Annotated in this window: 24 protein-coding genes and 1 pseudogene; all 25 read right to left on the bottom strand. The window is 34.7% G+C overall.

Annotated features, from left to right (window positions below):
- Positions 1 to 624 carry an HD domain-containing protein gene (locus FA707_RS00540; RefSeq protein WP_136952392.1) on the bottom strand — a complete coding sequence of 208 codons (624 nt, stop codon included), beginning with the start codon at positions 622 to 624 and terminating at the stop codon, positions 1 to 3.
- Positions 625 to 639: 15 nt separating this feature from the next.
- On the bottom strand, positions 640 to 1,083 hold the full coding sequence (locus FA707_RS00535) for a hypothetical protein (protein ID WP_136952391.1): 444 nt from the start codon (positions 1,081 to 1,083) through the stop codon (positions 640 to 642).
- A 25-nt stretch (positions 1,084 to 1,108) separates the two neighbouring features.
- Positions 1,109 to 1,462, bottom strand: coding sequence for a hypothetical protein (locus FA707_RS00530; protein ID WP_136952390.1), 354 nt, complete (start codon positions 1,460 to 1,462; stop codon positions 1,109 to 1,111).
- Positions 1,463 to 1,717: 255 nt separating this feature from the next.
- Entirely contained in the window at positions 1,718 to 2,947 is a 1,230-nt protein-coding gene (locus tag FA707_RS00525) for a tyrosine-type recombinase/integrase (protein ID WP_136952389.1), read from the bottom strand.
- 56 nt (positions 2,948 to 3,003) lie between these two features.
- Complete coding sequence (locus tag FA707_RS00520) at positions 3,004 to 3,282, bottom strand: helix-turn-helix domain-containing protein (RefSeq protein WP_136952388.1); 279 nt, start codon at positions 3,280 to 3,282, stop codon at positions 3,004 to 3,006.
- Positions 3,283 to 3,304: 22 nt separating this feature from the next.
- Positions 3,305 to 4,114, bottom strand: a complete 810-nt coding sequence (locus tag FA707_RS00515; RefSeq protein WP_136952387.1) for a rolling circle replication-associated protein — start codon at positions 4,112 to 4,114, stop codon at positions 3,305 to 3,307.
- A gap of 189 nt (positions 4,115 to 4,303) precedes the next feature.
- Entirely contained in the window at positions 4,304 to 4,618 is a 315-nt protein-coding gene (locus FA707_RS00510) for a hypothetical protein (RefSeq protein ID WP_136952386.1), read from the bottom strand.
- Positions 4,619 to 4,750: 132 nt separating this feature from the next.
- Positions 4,751 to 6,085 (bottom strand): FtsK/SpoIIIE domain-containing protein, encoded by a 1,335-nt coding sequence (locus FA707_RS00505; RefSeq protein WP_136952385.1) that lies wholly within the window; start codon positions 6,083 to 6,085, stop codon positions 4,751 to 4,753.
- A 77-nt stretch (positions 6,086 to 6,162) separates the two neighbouring features.
- Positions 6,163 to 6,645 (bottom strand): hypothetical protein, encoded by a 483-nt coding sequence (locus tag FA707_RS00500; protein ID WP_136952384.1) that lies wholly within the window; start codon positions 6,643 to 6,645, stop codon positions 6,163 to 6,165.
- A complete protein-coding gene (locus FA707_RS00495) occupies positions 6,629 to 7,507 on the bottom strand; it encodes a hypothetical protein (protein WP_136952383.1) in 879 nt (292 codons plus the stop codon). Before FA707_RS00495 ends, FA707_RS00500 begins: the two co-directional genes overlap by 17 nt.
- A 192-nt stretch (positions 7,508 to 7,699) precedes the next feature.
- A complete protein-coding gene (gene rpsI / locus FA707_RS00490; RefSeq protein ID WP_136952382.1) occupies positions 7,700 to 8,092 on the bottom strand; it encodes a 30S ribosomal protein S9 in 393 nt (130 codons plus the stop codon).
- 13 nt (positions 8,093 to 8,105) lie between these two features.
- Positions 8,106 to 8,534: a 50S ribosomal protein L13 gene (gene rplM / locus FA707_RS00485; protein WP_154299948.1), complete on the bottom strand. Its 429-nt coding sequence runs from the start codon at positions 8,532 to 8,534 to the stop codon at positions 8,106 to 8,108.
- 275 nt (positions 8,535 to 8,809) lie between these two features.
- Positions 8,810 to 9,853 (bottom strand): CdaR family transcriptional regulator, encoded by a 1,044-nt coding sequence (locus FA707_RS00480; protein ID WP_136952380.1) that lies wholly within the window; start codon positions 9,851 to 9,853, stop codon positions 8,810 to 8,812.
- A gap of 131 nt (positions 9,854 to 9,984) precedes the next feature.
- Positions 9,985 to 11,112 carry a glycerate kinase gene (locus FA707_RS00475; RefSeq protein WP_210409623.1) on the bottom strand — a complete coding sequence of 376 codons (1,128 nt, stop codon included), beginning with the start codon at positions 11,110 to 11,112 and terminating at the stop codon, positions 9,985 to 9,987.
- A gap of 37 nt (positions 11,113 to 11,149) precedes the next feature.
- Positions 11,150 to 12,439: a GntP family permease gene (locus FA707_RS00470; RefSeq protein ID WP_136952378.1), complete on the bottom strand. Its 1,290-nt coding sequence runs from the start codon at positions 12,437 to 12,439 to the stop codon at positions 11,150 to 11,152.
- A gap of 319 nt (positions 12,440 to 12,758) precedes the next feature.
- Positions 12,759 to 13,508, bottom strand: a pseudogene (gene truA / locus FA707_RS00465) (tRNA pseudouridine(38-40) synthase TruA); the annotation flags it as partial.
- Positions 13,509 to 13,576: 68 nt separating this feature from the next.
- Entirely contained in the window at positions 13,577 to 14,374 is a 798-nt protein-coding gene (locus FA707_RS00460; protein WP_136952376.1) for an energy-coupling factor transporter transmembrane component T family protein, read from the bottom strand.
- Positions 14,371 to 15,246, bottom strand: a complete 876-nt coding sequence (locus FA707_RS00455; protein ID WP_168177405.1) for an energy-coupling factor ABC transporter ATP-binding protein — start codon at positions 15,244 to 15,246, stop codon at positions 14,371 to 14,373. Before FA707_RS00455 ends, FA707_RS00460 begins: the two co-directional genes overlap by 4 nt.
- Positions 15,222 to 16,061: an energy-coupling factor ABC transporter ATP-binding protein gene (locus FA707_RS00450; RefSeq protein WP_136952374.1), complete on the bottom strand. Its 840-nt coding sequence runs from the start codon at positions 16,059 to 16,061 to the stop codon at positions 15,222 to 15,224. The genes FA707_RS00455 and FA707_RS00450 overlap by 25 nt, the downstream gene beginning before the upstream one ends.
- Positions 16,062 to 16,397: 336 nt before the next feature.
- A complete protein-coding gene (gene rplQ, locus FA707_RS00445) occupies positions 16,398 to 16,778 on the bottom strand; it encodes a 50S ribosomal protein L17 (RefSeq protein WP_136952373.1) in 381 nt (126 codons plus the stop codon).
- Between the two features lie 29 nt (positions 16,779 to 16,807).
- Positions 16,808 to 17,746, bottom strand: coding sequence for a DNA-directed RNA polymerase subunit alpha (locus FA707_RS00440; RefSeq protein WP_135253785.1), 939 nt, complete (start codon positions 17,744 to 17,746; stop codon positions 16,808 to 16,810).
- Between the two features lie 78 nt (positions 17,747 to 17,824).
- Positions 17,825 to 18,214, bottom strand: coding sequence for a 30S ribosomal protein S11 (rpsK, locus tag FA707_RS00435; RefSeq protein ID WP_136952372.1), 390 nt, complete (start codon positions 18,212 to 18,214; stop codon positions 17,825 to 17,827).
- A gap of 30 nt (positions 18,215 to 18,244) precedes the next feature.
- On the bottom strand, positions 18,245 to 18,610 hold the full coding sequence (gene rpsM, locus FA707_RS00430) for a 30S ribosomal protein S13 (protein ID WP_136952371.1): 366 nt from the start codon (positions 18,608 to 18,610) through the stop codon (positions 18,245 to 18,247).
- A 21-nt stretch (positions 18,611 to 18,631) separates the two neighbouring features.
- Positions 18,632 to 18,745 (bottom strand): 50S ribosomal protein L36, encoded by a 114-nt coding sequence (gene rpmJ, locus FA707_RS00425; RefSeq protein WP_009488082.1) that lies wholly within the window; start codon positions 18,743 to 18,745, stop codon positions 18,632 to 18,634.
- Between the two features lie 30 nt (positions 18,746 to 18,775).
- On the bottom strand, positions 18,776 to 18,994 hold the full coding sequence (gene infA / locus FA707_RS00420) for a translation initiation factor IF-1 (protein WP_135253788.1): 219 nt from the start codon (positions 18,992 to 18,994) through the stop codon (positions 18,776 to 18,778).
- Positions 18,995 to 19,133 lie beyond the last annotated feature (139 nt).

Here is a 19,133-nt window from a genome sequence, read left to right as displayed (position 1 = left end):
TTACAGATTTGATAATTCTTTTACTGCTTTTCTATATTTCTTTATTCTTAATAAGTCTTTGGAAGTATAATCTTTTATCCTAGATAGTACTAAATTATGTTCTAAATCTGCCAATTTTACAATCCTGGATAATTCATTTAGCTTAACAATTTGTATATATTCTTCATAAGGTTGATACTTATCAGATTTAGTGATGCTTCTAACAGCATCTACAATATCATCAGGGAATATACATCTTAAGATATCTTCTGTTATATACGTATCCTCTAAAATATCATGTAAATATGCAACTGTTAGCAAATCATCATCCTTAAATTTTTTTACCTTTTCCCCTACTGCAACAATGTGGTTAATATAAGGCTCACCGACTAAATCTACTTGATTTTTATGCACATTAACGGCTAATTTCAATGCTTTACATGCCATACTATTTGATTTAGCTAATAAATGTAACTCTGACTCTGGAACATGATTAATATAAGCTTCTTCTATTTCAGAATATATATCATAAAAATGAATGACTCCTTCACCATTAAAATACTTACTGACTACATATCCAATAATATTCTTTTCTTTAGTCTTGAATTTAACATAATCATATAGCTCATAACCCATATCTTTCATTTTTTAACTTCAATTCTATAGGCTATCAATAATTTTCAAATCTTCAATAGTTAATGTTGCGTCTGACGGTAAAACTGTTTTCAAATTACTTGGTAATTCAACACCTTTAGTCATTCTTTCCACAAGATTATCGGCTAACACAACTAAGTCATTCTCATGTTCATTACAAAATTCTATTATTCCGTAAAGTTTACTCCATTCATAAGCTTTTGTATTATAGAATTCTAATTGTCCTTCAGTTTCAAAACCTATAGTTTTCTGAATTAAATAGCCAAGGATAGGCGGACGGTCTGTACACCAATAAATTTTAATATCCTTTTCAGATGCTTTCTTTAGCCAATCAGCTATATATTGAGGAATAGCCAACTCCATTCCCATACTATCAATTATAACCATATCTGGACCACCAACTTTTAAAGGTGCAATCGTATCATCTATATCTAATAATAAATATTTCATTCTATTTTCCCCATTTCGATTTTTTCTAGTCTTTCCAAATATCTTCTAAACAATTTGGGCACTGATAATGAATATCTGCCTTTAATACATATTTTTCTATTCCAAACACTTCAATAATTTTATCCAATACTTCATCATTTGATAAAAAGCACTTATCTAGATAAATAATACTATTATCACTGATTTCATTATAAATCACTCTTCCTCGAGGCACATCAATATAATCGTCTGTATTAAATTTATAAGAAAGAGAGTCAAATAATTGCCAATGGTCTGCATTACTATCATATAAACCATTTAAATATCTACCTTCCTCATAAGAGATTGAATCAACAATAATCTCATTATTGTTAATAAAAAATATGCCTATTTTTTTCATTATTTAAGTCCCTCACCTTTTCAATTAATTCCTTTAGATTCCATTTTTTGTTTCCAGTTCAATAAATAATTTAAATCATCTATAAATAGATTAACATAAAACCCCTGAAAATAATCATCCACATAAGCATCTGTAAATATGATTTCTTCACATTTTAATTCTTATGTTTTTATTTCTATGATTGGTAAAATTAGACGTACTTTTAAATGTATATCTCCAACTAACAAAGTCTTCATATTATGCTCTCCTCTAATATCATTTTCTACGCTCCTCATTTAATCTACCCTCAAATTTCTCGTACATTGATAATTTAACTATATTAGGAGTATTTACATACGTTTCAGTTATCTTAGTGTCAGAGTGTGTTAGAGCCTCTGAAATTTCACTCATAGACGCTCCTCCTTCTCTTGCCAGGGTTGAATAAGTATGTCGTAATTTATGAGGATTTAATTTTACTAAATCAGGATTTCTTCTACGAATTGAATTCAAACGATAATTTAAATAATCAATATGTACAGGTACGTTAATTTCTCCTTTACCATTAACATAAGTAAATAGGAATTGTTCCTTAGTCTGTTTAATATCAATTTGTTTCAGTTCTATTTTTTGATACTCTTTCCATTCTTTTAATAACTCTATCAAAAATGAAGGTATTGCAATTTTGGTATTTTTCTTGCCTTTTGTTGACTTAAGGTTTCCAACTTTTGATAAATTTTGTGTTAATAATATATAGCCATTCTCAAAGTCTATATGTTTCCACTGTAAAGCATAGCTTTCACTCTTACGATCCCCAATATTCAAAGTAAGCATAAATAAAACATAATCTTGCATACTCAATATTCCTTCATTGTATTCATTATTTACTACGTCTAACCATTCAATAAGTTCTCGAGCTGTCATCGATTCCCCTACTAATTCACGTTCTTCTTTTAACTTTTGTTTTTTAGGAGCTGAAACATATCTTATTACTTTTTCTATTCGATTATATTCAATGTAATCAAGTAATTCTGCCATTTCAAAAACCTGATTAACATATCCTTTTACAATTTTAATATTGGCATAGGTTTGAGATAATGCCGTTAATTGTCTTAAAACAAATTCTTTATTCTCATTAAGCCAGTTTATTGAATAGTCACCAAACATAGGTAAAATATGAATTCGAAATATATCTTTCGTATTTTGAACTGTTACGTTACTTGGTATCTGTCTTGTTCTTCCTGTTGACCCACTCTTATACATATCCAACCATATCTCTTCATAAAACTTTTTAAATTTAATATTACCTTTTATTTCCAACGCTCTAGAATTTTTTTCTTGTATCACTCTTTGTATTTTTTCTAGTATCTTTTTCTCATCTTCTTTAGCTTCTCTAAGCGTTTTAAAAGTTTTTTTATATCTTCCTTTCACACCAGTAATTTCTTGAACCTCTTTAGGATAATAAACTTCCACTCTATAAGTTCCACTTTTATTTTTTGTAATTGCCAGTTTAATTCCCCCAATTAAAAAGCTAAAGTATATTTGAATATCCTAAGCTTAAACTATCATTTTTGTAAAAATTGTTTCATCCATTCATCTATTGAACGCTTATCATATCTTATTGAACCACCTATCATTATTCTTGGTAATCCTAATTCTAACCACTTATCCAACGTATTATTAGCAACATGAAGATATTCACATATTTCTTTCTTATTCATATATCTTTTTTCTAATCCTACATCTTTTCTAGCACGATTAATTTCATCAATCAAGGAAATATAAATCGTATTTCGCAGTGTATCTAATTGATTATCTTCTAAAATTATTTTTACTTCATTCATAAAAAATCACCTTCTCAAAAAATTATTTTTCATCTTCCTTAGTAAGTAATACTTTTCTATACCTAACCTTGTTATTAACTAAATGGCCCCCTCTGAATATTTTCCCCTCATATTCTGTTTCATACAAAACTACAGACTTTTCTAAATCCAATGGTTTATCTAAATACATTTTAGATTCTATAGGCTTACTTAGATTTCTAGAATACAAATATGCCTTTTTCCCAAAACTTTCAACTAGTTCTTGACCTATACCTTTTTCCATATACTTTACAACATAGCGACCAGCATTTGATAAGTCATCCAAATGATCTAATTTATTTATCCTAATAGCTCCGTGTCCCCATAACCCTAATAACTTATTGTGTTCAACAAATGGCACACTGAATAATAATACATGTGCATGCCAAGCACCTCTCTTCTGCCTCTCCAGTACACCTATGTACTTTAACTGACTCTTCTTAGTTTTATATACATGATAATTGAATCTTTTAACAAACTTCTTAAACATATTTGTAAACTCATCACGTATAACAATATTTTCTTTTGTAGTCAAAGTTAAAAAAGACGTACTATTATCAAAATTACAGTCAACAATCCTTAACAATCTCCATTTTGCATCTAATCTAGTTTTATTCATTCTTCTTAGTCTTTCATGTTGCTCTTGCTCATCTAATTCGTCAAATGATTTTCTCTTCTGATTTTTATTTTTTGATTCTCCAATCTCAACTTTTTCACCCTCAATAGTATCAGAGTTTAGACTAATAGACTTTTCATAATCCCATATTTCAACATATGGTCCGGTATGAACAATTCTTTGATTATAATAGTTCATCAAAATCAAACCTAACTAGTATTTTTTCGCCATATCTTTGTTTATATAATAAATATACTAGGAAGGAAATTGCATTTCCTTCCGTAATGCTAAAGAAAAGAAACGGACAACCGTTCCACTGACACGCTCCGCTTGCTCAACTCCGTTGGCAGTCATTGTCCTTATTCTTCTCTAAGCATTACTCTATATCTATTTAGTTACTGGTAGTACATCAGTACATGAAAACCACAAATTCCCATTAAATTGCCCTACATTCAAATCTTTTAAAGCAACTCCCATTGTTCTATTATTTTTTAATTCTTCTACACTAACAGTAGGATGTAAATTATTTACTTTAACTTGAATCATTTCCATAAAGAAATCACTAGATTCATCTTGAATAGATACATTCAATCGATACGCTGCTAATTGTTCTGTTTCTCTATCTAACACCTCAGCGTATCCCTTTACTGCTAAAAATTTATTTCCTAATAAATCCGCTTTTAAAAAATCGTTTAATTTCATAATTTATACCTCTTCCTATTTTTATGTTTTTAATCATCAACAACATTGTTGATGAAAATCCGTTATTCAAATTGCAATTAGAACCCCCCTAATTACAATTCGAATAACAGATGTAATTAGATATACCTGTTATCAATTTATACCTAATCTCTTTTTATAAATTTTGTCTATCTCATCCAAAAAATCAAAGTCTTTTGAAATAAATGGCGTTTCAAAATAAACTGGTTGTTCTGTAACTGAATCAATAAAAATATAACCACCTCCTTTAACATTTACTGTTTTATATTCTATATCGGTAGAACCAAACAACATTTGTTTTCCTTCTTGCGACAAATTAGATAACCCTGTTCTAACTTGAAGTTGGTCACGTATTTGTCCAGGAATAATTGAAGCATCAGGACGTTGTAAAATTATTTCTGCAAAAACACCGCATCCACGCCCTTTTAACACAATATTATATAAATGTTTTTCTATTTCCTCTTTATTCTTCTTGTCTACCGTCTTCATTAATGCCGCATATTCGTCTATAAATATTACTACTGGTGGATATCCTCTAAAATCTACAAATGTCTTACCAAAAGAAGAAATATCATTAAACATTTCTCTATACCGTTTTTCAACTAACTCAGAAACTTCCCTAATCATTTTTGCAATTAAATTAGGTTCACACGCAACTTTTTCTGGTCCAAAGCCTGTAACAAATTTATACAGATACAAATCACTAGCCTTAGGATCACAAATCCTAATATCTGCTCCATCCCATGAGTTATATTTCTTATCTGACATCTGTGCATACGCCAATATTTTAGAATTAATAAAAAAGCTTTTTCCAGACCCTGTTGAACCTACTGTTAAACCATGACTAACTTTAGAAACATCATAACTCAAAGATTCGGTAATCATGACCTTAGTACCTTGCGATAGTTTAGTTCCAGTCGATACATTTATTCTCTTATCTTTATATCGTAAAAACGAAAATTCTATATATCTTATATTCTTTATAGCTTTTTCTAATTCCATCCCCAAAGCTGCTTCTAAACTTTCGTAAAACTCTTTAGAACTAGATATTTTAGTAAATCTATCCCCATCACGATATACCCTTACATACACTTTTCTATGGTCCAACTTATAATAAATTCTTATAACTCTACATATCTTTTTTTCCATACTAGCTTTATTATTTTTCGTAACTTCAACATACTCTTCATCATACAAATTTAATGTATGAATCATATATTGTATTTGTCGTTCTATCATCTTACTCTTTGATTTATTACGTTTCATATATACCTTAACTAATTTATAATGCATATATATACTCATTAATAATAAAATTACCGATAATAAACCATTTGCTTTTCCTATCAGTGAGGTATTAATAAAAACAAAAATCAAATATAGAAACAGTAATCCTAAATGATGTCTTCTTGGATATACTACTTCAATCCATTCTTTTCTTTTAAACAATACCCTTACCCCCTCTACATAATCGTTTAGTGTTAACACAAATAAACATATTACTCAAAAATATATAAGCATTTAGCCTATATATTCTTGTTAAAGTTATTATAATAATCAGCAAATACTACTACCTTTATTACATAACTCAATTTAATTAATCTTTTTCCTGGTTCTTTAGAACGCCATTCATCCTGGTAGGATTCTAACGCCGTTAAAATATCTTCATCTAAATATAATCTAGGAGTTACAGTTGTTTCTTTATACATATTTACTTCTTTCAAACTTCTTTCCATATTTCTCACTACTTTTTTCCATTCATCATTAGTATAGTGTCTAGTATTTCGGTATGCTTGTTCAATTATACTTCCACTTGTAACTTTTAGCACTACGTTACAAGATACACCATTCAGTATATCCGTACTATTCTCAAATAAATGTTTCTCTAACTTAGGTATTAATCCCTTATTAATTTCTTCTCTTAACTCTAATTCTTTTTTACTTATTAGCTCGTCTATCCATAACTTTGTTTCGTAAGCTAAACGAACTGTTTTATTTACTCTCGGCATTAGATAACTCCTCCTCAAACTCTTTTTTGATATCTTCCGCATATTTCACTTCTAAATCCACCAAATAATTTTTATAAAACTTATATTCTATTTTATTTTTATCTTCGCATATTTTTTTAATCATTTGTTTGCCACGTTGTTCAATTGATTTAGTGGAAATTCTTAAAAATCGTACTATTTCCTCTTCATTATTTGGTCCTAAATCATTATTATTTCTATCCCAATAATACGATAAAGAATAATCACTATTTACAAATGAATGTAACATGAATGTATCAATAAATTTTATCCATACATCTTTATCCATTATTTTAAAAAAATCATACAATAATTTTAAAGCTAGATCCCAATAATCATTTTGCTTTCTTCCCATATTAAATCCTTTAGTTTCAATGATAAAATTTCCAATTGTATGGGTGTATTTAGAATAGAGAAAAATTCTATTATTTGTAGAAATATAAGTAGGGTAATTGTCTATTAAAAACTGTATAGCTTTTTCATTTATTTTATTGTCGCTCCATTTATTTAGATATAAACCATAACTTAATTTTATATCGGCTTTATAAATATTCCAAAAAGAATTCATAACATCCCTATCTAATGAACTTCTTTTTTTTGACATTGCATCTTCATTAATCTCCCATAAAAGCCTATAAATTTCTGATGCTAAATCAGTATTTTCTATTTCTACTCCTACTAAAAATTTGTTTGATTTATTTATATACCATTCAAATATACTTACTATTGGATTTTGATTTAAACTATTCCCTTCAATCAATACTTCATTTTTAAAATCATACTCCCAAGGCTTAATACCATTCAAATCACAATATTCTAACCATTCTACCACAATGTCTTTCACTTAACTTTATCTCCTATCTAATCCCAATATTTTAAAAACAAGCAAAAACGTGTTAACACAAATATACATTAATTATTATATTAACGCAAGCTATTTTTTTGAAAAACGTCCCACTATTGGTCCCAATACACAAAAAAAGACACCTTCCAAATAATTGGAAAATGTCTTTGAACTGTTGATATATAAGATATATTAACGTTTTGAGAACTGTGAAGATTTACGTGCTTTCTTAAGACCTGGTTTTTTACGTTCAACCATACGAGAGTCACGTGTTAATAATCCAGCGCGTTTTAATGGAGCGCGGAAGTCTGGGTCAACTTGTAGTAACGCACGAGCGATACCGTGGCGAGTTGCGCCAGCTTGTCCAGCATATCCACCACCGTTAACGTTAACTAAAACGTCATATGCACCTTTAGTGTCAGTAACCGCAAATGGTTGGTTAACTACTTCACGTAGGTCAGCATGTGGAATATATTCTTCGATGTCTTTATTGTTCATAATAATTTTACCTGTACCTGGTACTAAGCGTACGCGCGCTACAGATCTTTTACGACGGCCAGTGCCGCTGTATTGTACTTTAGCCAATGAAATTCCCTCCTTAAATTAGGTTAGTAATGTCTAAAACTTCAGGTTGTTGTGCAGCGTGATTATGTTCAGCGCCACCGTAAACGAATAATTTAGACCCTTGTTGACGTCCTAAAGTATTTTTAGGCAACATACCTTTAACTGATAATTCGATTAAACGACGAGAGTTCTTGTCGCGTAATTCACCAGCAGAGATAGATTTTAAACCACCTGGGAATCCAGAATGACGGTGATAAATTTTATCACTTGCTTTTTTACCTGTTAATTTTACTTTGTCAGCGTTAATTACGATTACATAGTCACCAGTATCCACATGAGGTGTGAATGTTGGTTTATTTTTACCACGTAGGATAGATGCAACGACTGCAGATAAACGACCCATTGGGACATCTGTTGCGTCTACTACGTACCATTTACGTTCTACTTCGCCAGCTTTGGCCATATATGTTGTACGCACTTTGTTTTCCTCCAATTTCAATCTACTAAATGTTTGACTTTCATAACAAGTTTCCGGGGCTTATCATGGGGCAAACAATACCATCTATCATATTAACCGTTTATTCTCTTAATGTCAAATGTTTGTTTGCTTTTTTTTCAAAAAACTTACGTCACTCGCTCCCTTGATTATCCTTGTGATTATGGGCTTTTTAGTGCTTTTTATTAAAAAGACTGATATAACAACTTATCCGGGTGTGCTCTTAGTGATAGTTTACCTTTTTACACTACGGAACCTTTATTTTTTTCTATTAAAACCAATCCATAAATTAGGTTGCTCAACCCTTTAAAGGTTGTAGGATCTATACCTGTTAATTCTTTAATTTTATTCAAGCGATACAATAGCGTATTACGATGAATAATTAACGCTTCAGCGGTTTCTTTCATGTGCCCATCATGTTCAAAGAAACTTAGTAATGTTTCGCATAACATTTCGTCTGCCCGCATTCTCAGAATACCTGGATTCAGCTGTTCGTTACTTAGGGCTTCTTCTCGCAACACGTTAACAAACAAGCGGTTCTCTTCATAAAAGTGAATACCTTGAGACTGCTTAACAGCTTTAATAAAAGCTAGTGTACCACGTGCTTGATGGTAACCATGGTAAAAGTCATCTTTCACAAGACTAACGCCACAATAGGTCATCTCTTTAACAATTGTTTTCAAAACTTCCGACAGTCCACCCTTTAAGTCTGTCTGCTTCTTAGATAAAATCAACACTAACAAGCCACTGCTTTTTTGATGATAAAATAGTCGATCCGTATAAGGTTTTAACTGAGCATCCGTCACGATGATATATTTTTCTTCATGATAATCAAACCCTTGTTGAATTAAATACTCTTGTTCTTCTTTAGTCAAACCTTTTTCTTGATAAATCATTTTGCGTATCATTTTTTGACGATACTCTTTTTCACTAAATTGTTTAGTCATCTCAATTTCACGACTAATTAAAAAATAAAATAAAGAGTTCACAACATTTTTAATCTTCATCACATCAGCAGGATTACCGCTAATCCCTACTACCCCGACACATTCATCGTTAATAAAAATTGGATCGTTAATACCTTTTTTCTCGGTTTCAGTGTCTTCATAGATGACATTGCGCGTCTTAGAAGCCATCACTTTTTTCGCGCCTTGATGAATATCTCCAATCCGTTTAGCATCACCACTTGCGATAATGCGGCCGTCATCATCCATGACATTAATGTTATAGTCAATGTCTTTCATCACTTGATTAGCGACCTTTTGCGCTAACTCTTTTGATATCATCCGTACTCCTCCTAAACAAACGAAGAAGGGGCTGTGACGATGTCACACCCCTACTGTCTCAGTGGAAGTTGGTGGTTTATTCGTTTCCTACTTCCATCATCTCTTTTTCATTATACGCTTATCTTGGTCGTTTAAGCTAATAATTGGGCGATATTTTGGCACGTTCTCTCAACGTTTTTTGGCCCTTCTTTTAAAGCTTGTTCTAAACCGACAATGCCTGGTACGATACCAAAAATTGACGTAAAGCCTTCATCATATAATTCTTCAATCCCTTGACCGATATTACCCGCTAAACCAATTACCTTTTTACCATGTTTTTGTGAGACTTTAGCCACGCCGTATGGTGTTTTCCCAAATTTTGTTTGGAAATCCATCCCACCTTCACCGGTGAAAACATAGTCGGCTTTTTTGATATACTCTTCTAAACCAGTAAATTGAATGACGATTTCAATCCCTCTTTTTAGTGTTGAATTTGTAAAAGCTAATAACCCTGCACCTAACCCACCGGCTGCACCGGCACCTGGCACATCTTTTACATCGACACCTAGTTGCGTCTTAATTAACTCTGCGTAATGCGCTAAACTAGCATCTAGTTGTTGCACCATCTCAGGTGTTGCACCTTTTTGTGGTCCGAAAACTGCTGAGGCACCATCTGCGCCACATAATGGATTTGTTACATCACACGCAACCATTAGGACAGTTTCTTTCAAGCGAGGGTCCAGTTCGCTAACATCAATCGTTGCGACTTCTGATAAATAACCGCCACCTTGTGGCACTTCATGACCATCTTTAGCTAGGAATCTTGCCCCTAACGCACGGGCCATACCTGAACCACCATCGTTTGTTGCGCTCCCACCGATGCCAACGATAATTTTGCTAACCCCTTCATCTAAACACGCTTTAATTAACTGACCAGTGCCATAAGTTGATGTTAATAAAGGATTACGTTCTTCTGGTGATACTAAATGAATCCCGCTAGCTGACGCCATTTCTACCACACCTGTGCGACCATCTCCTAAAATCCCGTATTGAGCAGTTACTGTGCGGCCTAATGGATCTTTAACGTCTAATTCAACAACGCGTCCGTCTGTCGCATCAACTAAAGATTGCATCGTTCCTTCACCACCGTCTGCCATTGGAACATGAACAAATTTAGCGTCTGGAAATTGTTGTTTTAAGCCAGCCTCCATTGATACACATACTTCTTTAGCTGTCATACTTTCTTTAAATGAGTCGGGTGCTAATACAAATGTTTTCATCTTGATTGTCCTTCTTTCAAATGTTGTTCTTAATTAGTTAGAAAATAAAACCGTAAACGATCGTTGCGACAATGGTCATGGTTAAACCAACTAGTGACTCGTAGCCGACAATTTGCATACGTTCTTTCATTGATAATTTCATCGCATTACCTGTTACATGGAAATAAGTACCATGTGGCAAGTGATCAATAACCGTTGCCCCAGTATGAACCATCACAGCTGCTGAAACAGGTGCCACGCCCATATCTAGGATAGCTTGTCCGAATGAACCACTTGCTAAAATCGCACCAGTAGAAGTTGAAGCAGTCGCCCCACCCATTAAAATACCAGCAATTGGTGCTAATAATGTTCCTGAAATACCTGATTGTTTAATCAAGTTTACGACTTGAACCGATAAGTCTGAAGCAGTAATCACACCACCAATGGCACCGGCACCGATTAAAATTAAGACAGTTGGTGTCATTTTTTCTAAACCAATACTCATATAACTTAATGTTTGGTTGCTTTGTTTCATTGCTAGTAAGCCAATTAAACCGGCAATTGGTAAGACGTACATTGAATCTAATGCGAAGTTTGCTAAACTTGTAATGTTTAATAGTTGCGCGATTGGTTGTAACATTAATAAAATAATTGCGACAATTGGCGCCACTAAAGCTTTACCAAAGCTTGGATACTCTTTATCATCGGATCCTGATTCAAAGTCACTCTCAGCCACTTTAGGACCTTTGTTTTTAATTAAATTAGCTAATAATATTGCCATCAATACCCCGAAAACGGCAGGGACAAAACCATACATCATCACTGAACTTAAACTTACATCAAACCCACCTGCTGCGGCGATTGTATTAGGATTAGGTGACACAATATTTCCAGCTTTCCCACCACCAGACATTGCTAATAACAATGCTAGTTTAGAAATACCCGTTTCTTTCCCCACTTCCATCGCAATTGGTGACACAATTAAAACCGCCACCGGAATAAAGACACCCACACCGGTAATAATCATCGTTGCTAAAACTAACGCAGCAATCGCAAACTTAGAACCTAATTTATTAACGATAGTGCGTGCAATCGAAACCGCTGCACCAGATTCCATCATAATTCCGGCAAAAATACCCGCTGCTAGGACACGAATCACTGTCCCCATTACACTTTGTGCCCCTGTAATCAAAACGCTTACAGTTTCTGCTAAATCAGAACCCCCAATTAACGCGCCAGCTATTGCCCCAATAATTAATGAGTAAGTTGGATTCACTTTTTTTAAAATCAGAATAATTGCTAATATAATACCACTAACTGCCCCATACCAATGAATTGCTTCTGCCATTTCTAAAACCCCCAAGTTTCTTTATAAAAGGAAAACGTTTTCTATAGTTGTTATTATAGCGTTTTCATTTAGATAAACTATAGAATAAAAATAGAAAAACCTTGTGCAAATGCACAAGGTTTGGCTAGCATTTAAATTATGCATAACACTTTTTTTACAAACTCTAAAAAAGCTGCCACTAACCTCCTTGTTAATGACAACTTATAATCATTTATTCAGTTATTTTTTATCCTATAACGTCTATCATATCAGTTACGCCTTCATTCTCTGTCTTCTCATCAATGTACTCCGCTGCTTGATAGGCTTTTTTAGGCTTACCGTCATAGCGCACTTCCATCAAGTATAGACCTTCTGGATGAGCAGTTGGACCAATGTAGTCTTTACTTTGATGATCAATCGCTAACTTAAACGCATCTTCAGGCAATTTATGTTGGCCAATTTTCATCAAAGTTCCGACTAAGATACGTACCATTTTGTATAAGAAACCTGTGCCGCGGAAGACGAATAATAGTTCCTGATTAACTTGATCTTCTTCGATACGCGCTTCAAAAATTGTTCGTACACGGTCTTCCACCGAACTGCCTGTCGCACAAAACGGCGTGAAGTCGTGAGTGCCAATTAAATACTGCATCGCGCGTTGCATGCGCTCTACGTCTAAATCACCGGTATACGGATAAAAAGCCGCGTAGTGACGTTTAAATGGCACTCGTGGGCGTCCAATGTCTAAGCGATAGTGATACGTCTTTTCAGTCGCTAAGTAACGTGAATGGAAAGTATCCTCAACGATTTCAACCGAACGTACGGCAATATCTTCTGGTGATTGCGTATCGAACGCATGACGTAATTTCTCCACGTCACGTGCTTGCGGTAAATCAAAGTGAATCACTTGTCCCCACGCATGTACGCCCGAATCGGTACGGCCTGACGCATGTACGTAGACAGGCTTACCGCTATTTAATTTTTTTAGTGTGGTTTCGAGTGCTAATTGCACGGTTAAACTATCTCCTTGGGTCTGAAAACCGCTGTAACGCGTGCCATCATAAGCCACTACTGCTTTGTATCGAACCATTTCTTTTCCTCCTAAAAAAGGCTGTGGCAACTATTGCCGCAGCCTTACACATCATCATATTCTCTTGTTTATTTTCTTAACCAAATCAAGGCTACTGTCAGAAGTGCAAAGACTAACACACATAGCGTATCGCGCATTGCCCATTTCAGCTGACGATATTTCGTACGACCTTCGCCACCTTGATAACCACGTGCTTCCATCGCAGTCGCTAATTCTTCGGCACGGTTAAAACTACTGATAAATAACGGAATTAATAACGGCACAATCGCCTTCATCTTATCCATCAAGTTCCCATCATTGAAATCAACCCCACGTGCACGTTGGGCGTTCATGATTTTTTCCGTTTCATCCATTAACGTTGGTACGAAACGTAGCGCAATCGAAAGCATTAAGGATACTTCATGCGCTGGGAATTTTATCACTTTTAGTGGACGTAATAACGACTCAATCGCATCAGAAAGTGATAATGGTGGTGTCGTTAACGTTAGTAACGTTGACATGAAGATAATCAACACGAAACGACAGAAGATGAATAAGGCATTTTGAATCCCGAACTCAGTTATCGAAAAGACGCCCCATTTCCAGTAGACCTCGCCGCCTTGTGTGAAGAACAACTGTAAAATCACCGTAAATAAAATTAACCAAATCATTGGTTTCACACCACGTATGAAAAATTTCATATCGACTTTTGATAAAAAAATCGCCAACATCGTAAAAGCAAACATTAACGCGTACGACGCGACATTATTACATAAGAAAATAATTCCGATAAAATAAAAACTACATAGTAATTTGGCACGCGGGTCCATTCGGTGAATGACTGAATCTCCCGGCATATAGCGACCAAAAATTAGTTTATCTGTCATGCTTGGTCACCTACTTCTAATTCAAACTCTTGATTCCTTAACGCACTGACTAACTCTTCTGTCGTTAGAGGTAAGTGCTCAAAGACAAAGCCTTTTTTGACTAACTCATTAGCAAAACGTGTGGCAGTTGGTACACCTAAATGTTTTGCTTCTAACCAATCAACATCATTAAAGACCTCTCGTGGTGAACCCTGCTTAATAATTGTACCTTTTTCAAGTACGACCACATAATCAGCAAAATCTGCAACATCATCCATTAAATGTGTCACTAAAACGATAGTCATATTTTTTTCTTCATGTAGGCGATTAAACATATTCATCATGTCTTCACGGCCTTTAGGATCAAGTCCAGCCGTTGGTTCATCCAACACCAAAACAGATGGTTCCATCGCTAAAACTCCGGCAATCGCCACGCGTCGCATTTGTCCACCTGATAATTCAAATGGTGAGCGTTCTAAATAACTTTCATCTAAACCAACAAGCTCGATCACTTCTTTGGTAATTGCCTTAATTTCTACTTCACTACGGCCAAAATTTTTCGGACCAAACGCAATATCTTTAGCCACTGTTTCTTCAAATAATTGCGCTTCTGGGAATTGAAACACAATCCCTACTTGCTGACGAATGGGTTTTAAGTTTTTATTATCAGTCTCTGGCGTAATCACGCGATCCCCGATATTAACGGTCCCTTTAGTTGGTTTAACTAACGCATTTAAATGTTGTAAGAAAGTTGATTTCCCACTCCCCGTATGGCCAACTAGCGCCGTATACGAGCCTTCTTTTATCGTTAAATTAATATCATACAACGCTCTTTGTTCAAAAGGTGTATGGGGTTGGTAAGTAAACCCTACTTGTTCAAAGCGGATGTCCATAACCATTCCACCATCCTTTCTTCTGACATGTAATCTGCGGGCACTTCGATACCTTGAGCGCGCATTTCAGCTTTTAATTTTTCTGGAAACGGCAAGTCTAAGCCCATTTCAATTAAATCTTGACCCGCTGAAAAAATTTCTTCAGGCAGCCCTTCCTGGAAAACGCGACCTTCACGCATCACTAAGACACGTGTTGCATTTGCTGCTTCATCAATATCATGTGTGATGGAGATTACAGTAATATTTTTCTCTTCACGAATCTCTTGAATCGTATTGATAACTTCCATACGTCCTTCTGGATCTAGCATACTTGTTGCTTCATCGAGAATAATCACATCTGGACTTAACGCAACCACACCGGCGATCGCTACTCGTTGTTTTTGGCCACCAGATAGACGGACCGGTTCTTTAGAAGCAAAGTCACTCATACGCACTTTTTCAAGCGATTCTTTAACAATACGTAACATATCGTCACGAGCGACACCATGATTTTCTAAACCAAACGCAACATCATCCTCAACAGTTGATCCCACAAATTGGTTATCAGGATTTTGGAACACCATTCCGATTTTTTTACGAATTTCCCAGACATTTTCCTCGTTCATAGGTAACCCGTCGACAACAACTTCACCAGAAGATGGCACGATTAAGCCATTGATTGTTTTCGCTAATGTTGATTTACCTGAACCATTATGTCCAATTACCGCTAACCATTCACCTTGATAAACATTCAATGTCACATCTGTTAAAGCTTGACGCTCATCATCTTCTTGATATTTAAAATTTACCTTACTTAATTCAATAATTGGTTTCATTTTTCTCACCATATCTATGTATTTGACATTACTCTAAAAATATAAAAAAATAAGCTAGCTTATATTAGCTAACCCTGATAATCATTTTATTATCATAACTTATAGTACCTAAAAAACCTGAAAAATTCAATTAAATAAGCAAATTCAGCCTATTTCTTTTGTGAAAACACAAACGATGTAAAAATGTATAAAAAAAACACTTTATGATGAACGCTAGCTCCCTAACCCACAAGTTAGGGAGTAGCCACCACGAGCTAGACTTAAGTCAAAATGAATTGACTCAACATCATAACACTCTAAATAAATCATCAATAAAGTGATGGTATAGTTTTTATGTTAGACAAGTTCTAAAATAACCATTTTTGCTGCGTCTCCGCGGCGTGGTTCTGTTTTTAAGATACGTGTGTAACCACCGTTACGTTCAGCATAACGAGGAGCGATATCGTTGAATAACTTTTGTAAAGCTGATTCAACAACGATTCCATCATTTTCTTCACGAACATCAGCAACTTCATTTCTTACGAAAGCAGCAGCTTGACGGCGTGCATGTAAATCTCCACGTTTACCTAAAGTAATCATTTTTTCAGCAAGAGAACGAACTTCTTTAGCACGAGCTTCAGTTGTTACGATTCTTTCGTTGATCAATAAGTCAGTAGTTAAATCACGTAACATTGCTTTACGTTGACTACTTGTACGGCCTAATTTACGATAACTCACGTTGTTTCCCTCCTTACTTAAGAAAAATTCTAGTCGTCTTGGCGTAATGAAAGTTCTAATTCGTTAAGTTTGAACTTAACTTCATCTAGAGACTTACGTCCTAAATTACGAACTTTAATCATTTCAGCTTCAGATTTATTAGTTAATTCTTGTACAGAGTTGATACCTGCTCTCTTCAAGCAGTTGTATGAACGAACTGATAAGTCTAACTCTTCAATCGTCATTTCAAGCATTTTTTCTTTTTGAGTTTCTTCTTTTTCTACCATGATTTCAGCATGTTTAGCTTCATCCGTTAGATTTACGAAGATATCTAAATGCTCAGTAAGAATTTTAGCAGCTAAGCTAATAGATTCTTGTGGCTTAATTGATCCATCTGTCCAAACTTCAAGGGTTAATTTATCGAAGTCATCACGACGTCCGACACGAGTATTTTCCACTTGATAATTTACACGACGCACTGGTGTGTAAATTGAGTCAACAGGTAATACACCGATTGGCATATCTTCTGTTTTATTCTCTTCAGCTTGTACATAGCCTCGACCTGGTTTTACAACCAATTTTGCATGGAAAGTTGCACCTTCTGCAACAGTACATAGGTATAAATCTTTATTTAAAATTTCAACATCACTGTCGACAATAATGTCGCCTGCTGTGACAACAGCTGGACCAGTAACATCTATTTCAAGGGATTTTTCTTCTTCAGCATAAAGCTTTAATGCTAATCCTTTAATGTTCAAAATGATTTGAGTTACATCTTCTCTCACGCCAGGGACGGTTGAGAATTCATGTAATACGCCATCAATTTGTAAATTAGTGATAGCTGCTCCGGGTAAAGAAGACAGTAAAATACGACGAAGAGAATTACCTAAAGTAGTCCCATAACCTCTTTCAAGTGGTTCAATGACGAACTTGCCATAATCTCTATCCTCATCAATTTTGGTGATTCGTGGTTTTTCAAATTCAATCATTTTTGTCTATACCCCTTTCAAAACGAAAAGTGTTCAGTTCAATGACGTTCAAGTTACGTTCAAAATGAAAGACGCTCATTAAACACGACGGCGTTTTGGAGGGCGGCATCCATTATGAGGAACTGGTGTTACGTCACGAATTGCAGTCACTTCTAAACCTGTTGCTTGTAATGAACGAATTGCTGCTTCACGACCAGAACCAGGGCCTTTAACTGTAACTTCAACAGTTTTCAAACCATGTTCCATAGCTGTTTTTGTAGCTGCTTCAGCTGCCATTTGGGCTGCGAATGGTGTAGCTTTTTTACTACCTTTGAATCCTAAAGATCCAGCAGATGACCATGAAATAGCATTTCCGTGTACATCTGTAATCATAATGATAGTATTGTTGAATGTTGAATGGATATGCGCGATACCAGCTTCAATATTCTTTTTGATACGACGTTTTCTGCTAACTTTTTTTGCTACCATGAAGTTCTAACCTCCTTCATAAGTTAATTATTATTTTTTCTTGCCAGCGATAGCACGGGCTGGGCCTTTACGAGTACGTGCATTGTTTTTTGTGTTTTGTCCGCGAACTGGTAAACCACGACGGTGACGGATTCCTCGGTATGAACCGATTTCCATTAATCGTTTGATGTTTAAGTTAACTTCACGACGTAAGTCACCTTCAACTTTAAGTTTATCAATCTCAGCACGGATTTTATCTAATTGATCGTTTGTTAAGTCACGAACACGAATATCTTCTGATACTCCAGCGTCAGCTAACACTTTTTGAGCGGTATTTTTACCGATACCAAAAATGTATGTTAATGAAATAACAACTCGTTTCTCACGAGGGATATCTACTCCTGCAATACGAGCCATGTATATTACACCTCCTACTTATTAACCTTGGCGTTGTTTATGTTTTGGATTTTCGCAAATAACCATAACTCGACCTTTACGGCGAATTACTTTGCATTTTTCGCAAATTGGTTTTACTGATGGTCTTACTTTCATGATTATACCTCCTTGATTTTACGGAGTGCACTATTTAAAGCGATAAGTAATGCGACCGCGAGTCAAGTCATACGGTGACAGTTCAACTGTTACCTTATCTCCTGGTAAGATTCGAATGTAGTGCATTCTGATTTTACCAGAAACATGAGCTAAAACTTCATGGCCATTTTCTAGTTCTACTTTAAACATCGCATTCGGCAAAGTATCAACAACTGTTCCTTCAATTTCAATCACATCTTCTTTTGCCACTTTGAGTACCTCCTTATTACTTGTTTGTTATCATTCACGATAAAAATCGCTATGGCACTCGGACATAGTCGAGAAAACTCAACTTGTCTATTATAACATAAAGCTAAAAATATTTAAAGCCTTTGTCTTAATAACCATA

This window comes from Vagococcus zengguangii, from assembly GCF_005145005.1.
Lineage (GTDB): Bacteria > Bacillota > Bacilli > Lactobacillales > Vagococcaceae > Vagococcus_A > Vagococcus_A zengguangii.
The sequence above is the reverse complement of the archived record's forward strand: the minus strand, read 5'-3'. Positions and strand labels throughout refer to the sequence as shown.

Bases quoted from the DNA above. Each gene is read 5' to 3' on its own strand.
- FA707_RS00480 (WP_136952380.1), bottom strand. From the start codon at position 9,853: ATGATATCAAAAGAGTTAGCGCAAAAGGTCGCTAATCAAGTGATGAAA.
- FA707_RS00455 (WP_168177405.1), bottom strand. From the start codon at position 15,246: ATGGACATCCGCTTTGAACAAGTAGGGTTTACTTACCAACCCCATACA.
- FA707_RS00450 (WP_136952374.1), bottom strand. From the start codon at position 16,061: ATGAAACCAATTATTGAATTAAGTAAGGTAAATTTTAAATATCAAGAA.
- FA707_RS00500 (WP_136952384.1), bottom strand. From the start codon at position 6,645: ATGCCGAGAGTAAATAAAACAGTTCGTTTAGCTTACGAAACAAAGTTA.
- FA707_RS00510 (WP_136952386.1), bottom strand. From the start codon at position 4,618: ATGAAATTAAACGATTTTTTAAAAGCGGATTTATTAGGAAATAAATTT.
- rpsK (WP_136952372.1), bottom strand. From the start codon at position 18,214: ATGGTAGCAAAAAAAGTTAGCAGAAAACGTCGTATCAAAAAGAATATT.
- FA707_RS00470 (WP_136952378.1), bottom strand. From the start codon at position 12,439: ATGGCAGAAGCAATTCATTGGTATGGGGCAGTTAGTGGTATTATATTA.
- rpsM (WP_136952371.1), bottom strand. From the start codon at position 18,610: ATGGCTCGTATTGCAGGAGTAGATATCCCTCGTGAGAAACGAGTTGTT.
- FA707_RS00515 (WP_136952387.1), bottom strand. From the start codon at position 4,114: ATGAACTATTATAATCAAAGAATTGTTCATACCGGACCATATGTTGAA.
- FA707_RS00535 (WP_136952391.1), bottom strand. From the start codon at position 1,083: ATGAAATATTTATTATTAGATATAGATGATACGATTGCACCTTTAAAA.
- rpmJ (WP_009488082.1), bottom strand. From the start codon at position 18,745: ATGAAAGTAAGACCATCAGTAAAACCAATTTGCGAAAAATGCAAAGTA.
- FA707_RS00520 (WP_136952388.1), bottom strand. From the start codon at position 3,282: ATGAATGAAGTAAAAATAATTTTAGAAGATAATCAATTAGATACACTG.
- FA707_RS00530 (WP_136952390.1), bottom strand. From the start codon at position 1,462: ATGAAAAAAATAGGCATATTTTTTATTAACAATAATGAGATTATTGTT.
- FA707_RS00475 (WP_210409623.1), bottom strand. From the start codon at position 11,112: ATGAAAACATTTGTATTAGCACCCGACTCATTTAAAGAAAGTATGACA.
- FA707_RS00440 (WP_135253785.1), bottom strand. From the start codon at position 17,746: ATGATTGAATTTGAAAAACCACGAATCACCAAAATTGATGAGGATAGA.
- rplM (WP_154299948.1), bottom strand. From the start codon at position 8,534: ATGGCCAAAGCTGGCGAAGTAGAACGTAAATGGTACGTAGTAGACGCA.
- FA707_RS00460 (WP_136952376.1), bottom strand. From the start codon at position 14,374: ATGACAGATAAACTAATTTTTGGTCGCTATATGCCGGGAGATTCAGTC.
- FA707_RS00540 (WP_136952392.1), bottom strand. From the start codon at position 624: ATGAAAGATATGGGTTATGAGCTATATGATTATGTTAAATTCAAGACT.